We start from the raw sequence: 9,069 nt of genomic DNA, 5'->3' as shown, positions 1-9,069 counted from the left end.
GGCGGATAGGTATAAGAGACCGGCTGGAGGTATGGGACACCGGTGGCGGCATCGCGCCGGAGGAACAGCAACTGATCTTCCAGGAGTTCCGCCGCGGCAGTACGGCGGGCGGGCAGGGGGTGGGGTTGGGGTTGGGCCTGTCGATCGCGCAGCGCATGGCGGACCTGCTCGGTCATCCGCTCGGGCTGCGCTCGTCGCTGGGCCACGGCAGCGTGTTCCATCTCGACGTGCCGCTGGCATCGCCCACGCCACACCGGGCGCCTGCGCCGGACACGATGCAACCGTTGCCGGCCGGGCGCGTGCTGGTGCTGGACAACGAACCGGCGGCGCTGGCGGCGCTGACCACGCTGCTGACCAGCTGGGGCTGGCAGGTGCACGCCGCGCGCAACGCGGCGCAGGCACTGGCGGTGCCGTGGCGACCGGACGTCAACATCCTGGACTTCCACCTGGACGGCGGCCAGAACGGCCTTGATGTCTGGCGGCAACTGGCGGCGGACCGCCCCGACGTGCCCACCGTGATGCTCACCGCCGATCGCGACGGCGACCTGCGCCAGCAACTGCTCGATGCCGGTGTGGGTGTGCTGTACAAGCCGCTGAAGCCGCTGGCGCTCAGGCAGACGCTGTTGCGCCTCGGTGCGGGGGGAGAGCGCGCCACGGCGCACGTCGTCACCACCGCCACGCCGCCTTCGTCCACGGCGTCTTGGCTGCTGCATCGCGTCGGCGACCCCTGACCTGGATCAATGCTGCACCCGGATCGATTTTCATGGTCATGAGGCTCGACGCCCGGGTGGTCGCCATGCCGGATTCGACGGAATGGAACGATGCAGGCAAGTGCAGCGGCACTCCGCGCGATAGGGCAGGCGGAAGCGATCGTGCGCTGGCTGCGGCATTCAGGGCGTACGTCGCCACCGCCACGATCTGTCTGGTGATCGCCACGGCAGCAGGTTTGCTGCTGGCGTTCAAGTTCGGGGCGCCGGACTTCGGGGCGACCCGATACCTGATCTTCGGTCGCCTGCGACCACGGCGCTTTCACCGGCCCACACCCATCATGCCGGTGATCCGGCCATTCCCTGACGTGGATCAGCGCCGCTGCGTGCCGCGGCACCTAAGGTCAGGGCACGCGACGCCCGCTTGGCGCCATGTCTGGTGCACACACAACCATGAAACGATGCGGAAGGGCGGGTGAATCCGACATGCGGCGGCAAGCACCGAGCGATCCGCGCCAGTCGCGCGAACGGCGCGAACGACGTGTCGACGATCAGCTCGCGCAGAGCTTTCCCGCCAGCGATCCGCCGGGCTGGGTGCTGGGCACGTCGCGACCACCGCTCTGAAGCGAGCGGCCCATTCCTGCGCGTCCGTTCGCCGCTCGGCGAGCGGGCGCGCACGTCCGAGAAACGAACAGGAGCAAACCCCATGGAGTCACCAATGTATCCCCCTTCCACCGTGGAACTGGCGCGCAAGCGCCGCGAGCTGGCGCCCGGACCGCTGCAGGCCTTCAAGGCTTTCAGCGCCGCGGTGTTTGCCGACGGCGCCTTGCCCAATGTCACCAAGCAGCTGATCGCGGTGGCGGTGGCGCATACCACGCAGTGCCCGTACTGCATCAAGGGCCACACCGCCGAAGCACTCAAGCAGGGCGCCACCGAACAGCAGATCATGGAGGCGATCTGGGTTGCCTCCGAAATGCGCGCCGGCGCCGCCTACGCGCATTCCGCGCTGGCGCTGGACGTGATGCAGCACGCGCACGAGGGGCACTGACATGAGCACCCGCTTTGCCACGGTCTCCGACACCATCCTCGATGCCGTCGGCGACACGCCGCTGCTCGACATCGAGGGCGTCTACGCCAAGATCGAATTCCTCAACCCGTCCGGTTCGATCAAGGCGCGCATCGCCAAGTACATGATCGAGCGCGCCGAGCGCGAAGGCTTGCTCAAGCCCGGCGACACCATCGTGGAGGCGACCAGCGGCAATACCGGCAACGCCTTGTCGATGGTGGCCGCGGTGAAGGGCTACCGCATGCAGGTGGTGATGCCGGAGGGCCTGTCCAGCGAGCGCGTGGCGATCTCGCGCGCGTTCGGCGCCGAGGTATTGTTCTGCGGTAACTTCCACGTCAACGAGGCGCTGGCGCGGGCGAAGGAACTGGGTGCACAGCCCGGTTATTTCTGCCCCAGCCAGTTCGAGTCGGAATGGAACGTGGAGGAGAACCGCGAGATCCTCGGCCCGGAAATCCTCGCCCAGCTCCCCGCCGGTCGCGTGCCCGATGCGCTGGTGCTCGGCGTGGGTACGGGCGGCACGCTGATCGGCGTGGGTCAGGCGTTCCGCGCGGTCAATCCTGATGTGCGGCTGTTCGCGATGGAGCCGTCCGAATCGTGCACGATCCTGTGCGGCGAGATCGCCTCGCACACCATCGAAGGCATTTCCGACGGCTTCGTGCCAGGCATCTTCGAACGCCACGCCAGCCTGGTGAACGAGGTGCTGTCGGTGTCGAGCGTCGATGCGGTGACCGAGATGAAACGGCTGGCGCGCCGTCACGGCCTGTTCTGCGGCCCCAGTTCCGGCGCGCACATGCTGGCGGCGCAGCGCATCCGCAAGAATTTCCCGGAGTTGAAGACGGTGGTGACGGTGTTCTGCGACGAAGGCGAGAAATACCTGCACGAGTACTTCATGGCGCCGACGCGCAGCGAGGTCGATGCCACGCACTTCGCCTGAGGGCTGCGTTTGTTGAGGCATGCCCGAGCCGCCTTCGCGGGACTTTCGCCAAGGCGTTGCTCACGGATGTGCCGCGACGTACTCCTTTGCTTCGGCCAGCTCCGGCAGATCCGCATCGGCGCCGTGCCAGATGGTCACCAGTTCCTTGTAGGTGGCGGTGGCTGCCGCAACGTCGCCGCCGGCCGATTCCGCGCGGGCGCGGCCGAGCAGGGACCGGGTGCGCCGGGGTGCGTTTTTCAGTGCAGTCCCGAACGCCGTGCGGGCATCGGTGGTGTTGCCTTGCTTGAGCAACTGTTCGCCCAGCAGTTCGTGTGGCGGCTTGATCGGTACCGGCGGCCCGAAGTCGAACGCCAGCGTTTCGTAGCGGCGGGCCGCACGGCGGATGGCATCCACGCCAGCCTGCGGCTTGCCCTCGCCGATCGCCAGCATGCCGCCGAGGTCGTCCCGGAGGATGGCCAGGTAGCTGCTCGTCTGCGTGTCGTCTGAGGTCTCGCTGCCGGTGTGCCGCGCCGACAGCGCGGCCAGCGATTTCTGGGCGGCCGGCAGGTCGTGGCGTTCGATCGCGGCATAGCCATCGACGAAGTCGTTCCAGCCGGCGTCCGGGCCCATGCCGTTCGTGTTCACCACGGTGTGTGCGGCCGGGCCGTTGCCATCGCCGGATTCGACCACGGCGATCGCGCGCATCTGCAACAGCGACTCGTTGAGCATATGCGCGAACTTCGCCGGCGTGCTTTGCATCGTGGCGAGTCGGTCGGCGTGGGCGTTGGCCCAGGCTGTCGAGGGCTCGATCGACTGCCGGCATGCCTGCAGCGCCTTTTCGGCATCGCGGAAACGACCCTGCTGGTAGTAGGCGTACTCCAGCCATTCCATGTAGTGGCCGCACTCGGCGAGCGGGCGGCCCGCGGCTTTGGCCTGGGCATTGACCACGCGCATCGCCACCTCGTTGGCCTTCGCCACGTCATCCCACAAACCGAGCGCCATGAAGATGTGCGAGGTCATGTGCTGGGCGTGGGCGGCGTCGGGCGCGATTTTCGACAGCGCGCGCGCCGGCTCCAGTGCGCCGGCGGCGTGGGCGGGATCGTCCATTGCGTGGATCCAGTAGTGCGCCGCGCCGGGATCGTGCGGGTTCATGCGGAAGATGCGCTCGGCGATGACCCCGGCGCGCAGATAGGCGGGGACGTCGCGCACGCCTTCGCTGCGTCCCATCAGCGCCAGCGCATGGAAGAGCTGGGCGTTGTTGTCATGCGGCCAGGCCCTGGCCAGTCGCTCCATCGCCTGGTCGTACTGCGCGTCGCGTTCCGGCTTGGTGCCGTGGCCGGAATACAGGATTTCCACGGCGGCGAGCCAGGCCTTCTCGCGCGGCGTCGGTGCCATGGCGGCGCGCGCGGCCGGGGTAGGGCCGAGCCGGTCGAGTGCCGCGCGGCCGGCATCGGCATCGAGCTGGTTCCAGATGCCGTGGTTGTACGTCATCGCCTCACCCCAATAGGCCATGGCGAAGCCCGGGTCCAGTTGCCGGGCCTCGCGGAATGCCTTGGCGGCGTCGGGATACTCGAACAGGTGCAACAGCAGGGCGCCGCGCAGGAAGGCGGCTTGTGCGGCGGTCGAACGGGTCGAGGTGGGGAACGAGATGCTGCCGAGGCCGGCGATGGTTTGCATCGGTGCGGTGTCGCGCGCCTGCGCGCCGGTCAGCACGACCGACCACAGCATCCATCCGACCAGGGCGACGAGGCGAAGACGACGCGACATATTCATGGCCGACATCTTTCTGAGGGATGAAGTCACGCGCCGCGAGCTAACCCGCCGGCGCGAGGAACGAGATCATGTGGTGGCGCCCATCCTCCGGGAACGGGACAGAGGCGTCTCGATCCGGGCGTGCGCAGTGTGCGCCTGGCCGGCCACGGATGGAAACTCCCGGGGGCGGTGTCGTGGCGTGTGTTGCCGAGTGCGGCTATCCCACCCGTCCTGGCTCGCCCAGGTCGAGCGATCGCAACAGCATGCCGGCCTGCGTGCGATTGCGCACCCGGAGCTTCTCGAAGATCGCCGTGACGTGCGCCTTCACCGTACGTTCCTGGATCGACAGGCGGTCGGCGATCTGCTTGTTCAGCAGCCCCTCGGCGAGCAGGGCGAGTACCCGTGACTGCTGTTCGGTCAACCGGGCCAGCCGGCTGGCCAGATCGGTGTCGGTGGAATCGGCGGGCAGGGCGGCGACGGCATCGGCGAGTGCGGCGGGCAGCCAGCTGCCGCAGTCGAGCACCTGCCGGATCGCCGCACCGATCTCGGCGGGGCTGGCGCTCTTGCAGATGAAACCGGCGGCGCCGTGGTCGAGCACGCGGCGCACCACCTGCGGCTCGTCGTGGGCCGACACCACCAGCACGGCGACCGCCGGGTGCTGGCCGCGCACCGCGGCCAGGCCGGTGAGACCGTGGCTGCCCGGCATGTGCAGGTCGAGCAGCACCAGGTCGATGTCCGGGTCCGCGCGCAACGCGGCCAGTGCGGTGGCCAGGTCAGTGGCCTCGTGCACGGCGCAGTCGGCCAGGCTGTGCTCGGCGGCCTGGCGCAAGGCGGCACGGAACAGCGGGTGGTCGTCGGCGATCAACAGACTCGGCATGACCATCAAGGTAGCCGGACGGACTGCCGCTGTCGAGTTGCGGCCGTCATGCCGCTGGACTTTCGTACGATGGCGACGCTTCGCGCGCTTGCTATGGTGTCGCGATGAACCTGTCCCTTCGCTGGTTGGCTGCGCCCTGCATCTGCGTGCTGGTTTCCGTCATGCTGTCCGCTTGTGCCGAAGGGCCGATCACACGAGGGGCGACGATGCATGAGCTGGAACTGGGCAAGGTGCTTGCCACCGACCACCGCGGCCACGACGACCTGCTCAGCGCCGGCCTGGGCCTGACCGGATTGGCCGGCTTGCCGGTGTCGTTCGTCAATCCGCTGGCCCCCACCGCGGCGGAGCTGCGCCGCCGGGCGATCCAGACCAGCTGGAAAGGCATTGCCGACCTCGGTCCGCTGGGCGGTTACGGCAGCGTGTACGGAGGCGTGCCGAATGTTCCCGGGCGTGAGTACCAGATGTTCGCGCAGCTGCCGGGGGCGCGTTCGCCGCATCGGGTGCTGCTGCAACTGCCCGACAATTTCGACCGCGCGAAGCGCTGCCTGGTGGTGACCGCCTCCTCCGGTTCGCGCGGCATCTACGGCGCGATCGCCGTGGCCGGTGCCTGGGGTCTGCCGCGCGGTTGCGCGGTGGCCTACACCGACAAGGGCACCGGCTCGGGCTACTTCGATTATGCCGACGACAGCGGCGTGGCGCTGGACGGCCGGCGTGCGAAACGCGGCGAGCAGGCGCTGGAATTCGAGCCGCCGCCGGCCGCCGCCGGCGCGGGGATCGCGGTGAAGCATGCGCACTCCGGCGACAATCCGGAGGCGGACTGGGGCCGGGACGTGATCCAGGCGGCGCAGTTCGGCCTGGCCATGCTCGACCGCGCCTATCCCGGCGAAGCGCCGTTCACGGCGCAGAACACGAAGATCATCGCCACCGGCATCTCCAACGGCGGTGGCGCGGTGTTGCAGGCGGCAGGGCTCGACCACGACGGCTTCTTCGCCGGCGTGGTGGCGCTGGAACCCAACGTCTACGCCGCCGCTGGCGGCCGATCGCTGTACGACTACGCGACCGAAGCGGCGATCTGGCTGCCGTGCGCGCTGGCCGACGCACGCTTCGACGACACGCCCATGGCGCGCGGCGCAACCCGTCAGCCGCCGCCGGCGTGGTCGCTGCGCTGCGCCAGCCTGCGCGCGCAAGGCAAGCTGCCAGGCAATACGCTGGCCGAGCAGTCGGCGCAGGCGCATCACTATCTGCAGCAGCGCGGCTGGAACGATGCGGCAATGGCCACCGCAGCCAGCACCACCGCGTTCGACCTGTGGCGCGTGGTCACCGCCGGCTACGCCTCGGCCTATCTGCGCCGCGGCCCCGCCGACATGCCATGCGGGTTCCATTACGCGCCGACGGGGGTCGGCGTACTGCCGGGTGTGACGGATCCGGTGGCACGCGCGGCGTGGTGGGCCGACGCCTCCGGCATTCCGCCGGGCAATGGCGTGGGGCTGTTCGGGGGTGTCAACGTGTCGCCCGATCCGACGCTGGTCGGCGAGGATTGCCTGCGCGCGCTGTGGACGGGCGACCAGCCGGCCGCGCAGATGCTGCAGGCCTCGGTCGCAGCCACGGCGGCGAAGCTGCCGCGCGCCGACCTGCCGCTGTGGGTGGTGCACGGCGCCGACGACGGCCTGCTGCCGACCACCTTCAGCTCCGAGCCCTATGTCGCCTGGCTGCGCGAAGAGGGCCGCCGGCCGCTGTACTGGAAGGTGCCGCACGCGCAGCATTTCGATGCGTTCCTGCCGCTGCCTGGTTTCGGCGAACGCCATCTGCCGCTGCTGCCCTACGGCTACGCCGCGCTCGACCGACTGTGGGCGCACCTGTACGAAAACGCCCCCTGGCCGGAGAGCGTGTCCACGCCGGCGGGGCAGCCGCGCGGTGCCCAGGCACTCACGCGACAGGCGCTCGGGCTGCACTGAGAAGTTGAGCGTTCAACCTCGAAATCCGGTCGAGTCACGTCGAGACGCAGGAGCAGTGGCCGGGTGTCTGGGGTGCCGTGGCGTGCGGTGCCATCATGGCGTTCTTCAAGCGCCCTTGATCCACCGCAAGAGGAAGCCCGTCCATGAAGATCGTCTCCCTGTTTGGCGCCACGGCGCTGGCCTTCGCCACTGTGGCCAGTGCTGCCGCGCCCGACCCGGCGAAGACACAGGCGTACATCCACCAGGCGTGGGACACGCTCACCCGCGCGCTGGATGATTGTTCGGCCCTGCGCGATCCGAAGATGGACGCGCGCCCGGTGCTCTACCTGCCGGCCGGCTTTCCGATGCCGGTGGCGATGGCCGACATCAGGCAGCGCTGCAGGATCGACGTGCACACGCTGCCTCGGCGCATCGAAAAGCTTGGTGACCTGATGCCGGCCACGCTGCCGGCCGAAGGCCTGCTCTACCTGCCCAAACCCTACGTGGTGCCGGGCGGATGGTTCAACGAGATGTACGGCTGGGACAGCTACTTCATCCAGCTCGGTCTGCTGGCCGACGGGCGCGTCGAGCTGGCCCGCGACATGACCGACAACATGCTGTTCGAGGTCGAGCACTACGGCGGCGTGCTCAACGCCAACCGCACCTACTACCTGACCCGCTCGCAGCCGCCGTTTCTCTCGCGCATGATCGGCGACGTGCTGGCCGTGCCCGGCGCCTTCAAGAGCGAAGCCGAGCGGCATGCGTGGCTGGTCCACGCCTATCCGCTGGCGGTGGCCAATTACCACATCTGGACCCGGCCGGAGCATCGCGCCGGCGATACCGGCCTGGCGCGCTACTTCGATCTCGGCCAGGGCCCGGTGCCGGAAATGCGCGACAGCACCTACTACCGCAGCGTGATCGACCGGGTGCTGGCACATCCGGAGAAAGACCCCGGCTACCTGGTCAAGGCTGCCGAGCATCCCGACGCCGCCGAGGCGGCGCGCCTGAAAACCACCAGTTGCGACATCGAGGCGTCCAGTGTCTGCGCCGGCGCCTGGTCGCAGGGCTATCGGCTGAGCGCCGATTACTACCTGGGCGACCGCGCCATGCGCGAGTCCGGCTTCGACACCAATTTCCACTTCGGCCCGTATGGCGGCACCACCCATCACTACGCCGGCGTGGGCCTCAACAGCCTGCTGTATCGCTACGAGCGCGACCTGCACGACTTCGCCCTGCAGTTGGGCAAGGTGGCCGAGGCCAGGCAGTGGGCGGCCGCAGCCGCCGCGCGCAAGGCAGCGATGGACAAGTATCTGTGGCAGCCCGACCGGGGCATGTTCATGGACTACGACTTCACCGCGGGCACGGCTTCCGCGCAGCCCTACGTCACCACCTACTGGCCACTGTGGGCCGGATTGGCCAGCAAGGCGCAGGCAGCCGCGCTGGAGAAGCAGCTGGCCGTGTTCGAACGCAAGGGCGGTCTGTCGATGGACGACCTCGGCAGCGGTGCGCAATGGGACGAGCCGTTCGGCTGGGCACCTACCAACTGGCTGGCGATCTCGGGCCTGGATGCCTACGGTTTCCATGACGACGCCAGGCGCCTGGCGCGCAAGTTCATGGCCACGGTGGACACCGGCTTCGCCCATGACGGCACCATCCGCGAGAAATACAACATGGCGCTGGGCAATGCGGACGTGAAGATCACCGCGGGCTACACCACCAACGTAATCGGCTTCGGCTGGACCAATGCGGTCTATCTCGAACTGCACCAGTTGCTGCAGGCGGCGCCGAAGCCGGCGGCGACGCACTGAGGATCATCCGTT

Annotated in this window: 9 protein-coding genes; 7 read left to right on the top strand and 2 right to left on the bottom strand. The window is 68.7% G+C overall.

What is annotated here, in order from left to right:
* The 5 genes from B1991_RS10230 to B1991_RS10215 form a co-directional block, all read left to right on the top strand.
* Window positions 1-731: ATP-binding protein (locus B1991_RS10230; protein ID WP_136258626.1), on the top strand; the 731-nt coding region annotated here is incomplete at its 5' end.
* 32 nt (window positions 732-763) lie between these two features.
* Window positions 764-1,186, top strand: coding sequence for a hypothetical protein (locus tag B1991_RS18850; protein ID WP_210772115.1), 423 nt, complete (start codon window positions 764-766; stop codon window positions 1,184-1,186).
* 7 nt (window positions 1,187-1,193) lie between these two features.
* The gene (locus tag B1991_RS18650; RefSeq protein WP_168709610.1) at window positions 1,194-1,331 is read left to right on the top strand and encodes a hypothetical protein; all 138 of its coding nucleotides are present in this window, start codon (window positions 1,194-1,196) and stop codon (window positions 1,329-1,331) included.
* 82 nt (window positions 1,332-1,413) lie between these two features.
* Window positions 1,414-1,755: a carboxymuconolactone decarboxylase family protein gene (locus B1991_RS10220; RefSeq protein ID WP_136258625.1), complete on the top strand. Its 342-nt coding sequence runs from the start codon at window positions 1,414-1,416 to the stop codon at window positions 1,753-1,755.
* Window position 1,756: 1 nt separating this feature from the next.
* Window positions 1,757-2,707 (top strand): PLP-dependent cysteine synthase family protein, encoded by a 951-nt coding sequence (locus tag B1991_RS10215; RefSeq protein ID WP_136258624.1) that lies wholly within the window; start codon window positions 1,757-1,759, stop codon window positions 2,705-2,707.
* A gap of 60 nt (window positions 2,708-2,767) precedes the next feature.
* Here the strand turns inward: B1991_RS10215 and B1991_RS10210 are convergent, their stop codons facing one another.
* Window positions 2,768-4,459, bottom strand: coding sequence for a tetratricopeptide repeat protein (locus B1991_RS10210; RefSeq protein WP_168709617.1), 1,692 nt, complete (start codon window positions 4,457-4,459; stop codon window positions 2,768-2,770).
* A gap of 196 nt (window positions 4,460-4,655) precedes the next feature.
* Window positions 4,656-5,315 (bottom strand): response regulator transcription factor, encoded by a 660-nt coding sequence (locus B1991_RS10205; protein WP_136258622.1) that lies wholly within the window; start codon window positions 5,313-5,315, stop codon window positions 4,656-4,658.
* Window positions 5,316-5,419: 104 nt separating this feature from the next.
* Here B1991_RS10205 and B1991_RS10200 point away from each other — a divergent pair, with 104 nt between their 5' ends.
* Together B1991_RS10200 and B1991_RS10195 are read left to right on the top strand one after the other, a co-directional pair.
* Entirely contained in the window at window positions 5,420-7,270 is a 1,851-nt protein-coding gene (locus B1991_RS10200; protein WP_246031128.1) for a D-(-)-3-hydroxybutyrate oligomer hydrolase, read from the top strand.
* A 143-nt stretch (window positions 7,271-7,413) separates the two neighbouring features.
* Window positions 7,414-9,057 (top strand): trehalase family glycosidase, encoded by a 1,644-nt coding sequence (locus B1991_RS10195; RefSeq protein WP_136258620.1) that lies wholly within the window; start codon window positions 7,414-7,416, stop codon window positions 9,055-9,057.
* The last annotated feature ends 12 nt before the right edge of the window (window positions 9,058-9,069 follow it).

It is taken from the genome of Rhodanobacter lindaniclasticus, from assembly GCF_004799035.1.
In the GTDB taxonomy this organism is placed as follows: Bacteria; Pseudomonadota; Gammaproteobacteria; order Xanthomonadales; family Rhodanobacteraceae; genus Rhodanobacter; species Rhodanobacter lindaniclasticus.
This window is presented reverse-complemented; position numbering and strand designations above follow the sequence as displayed.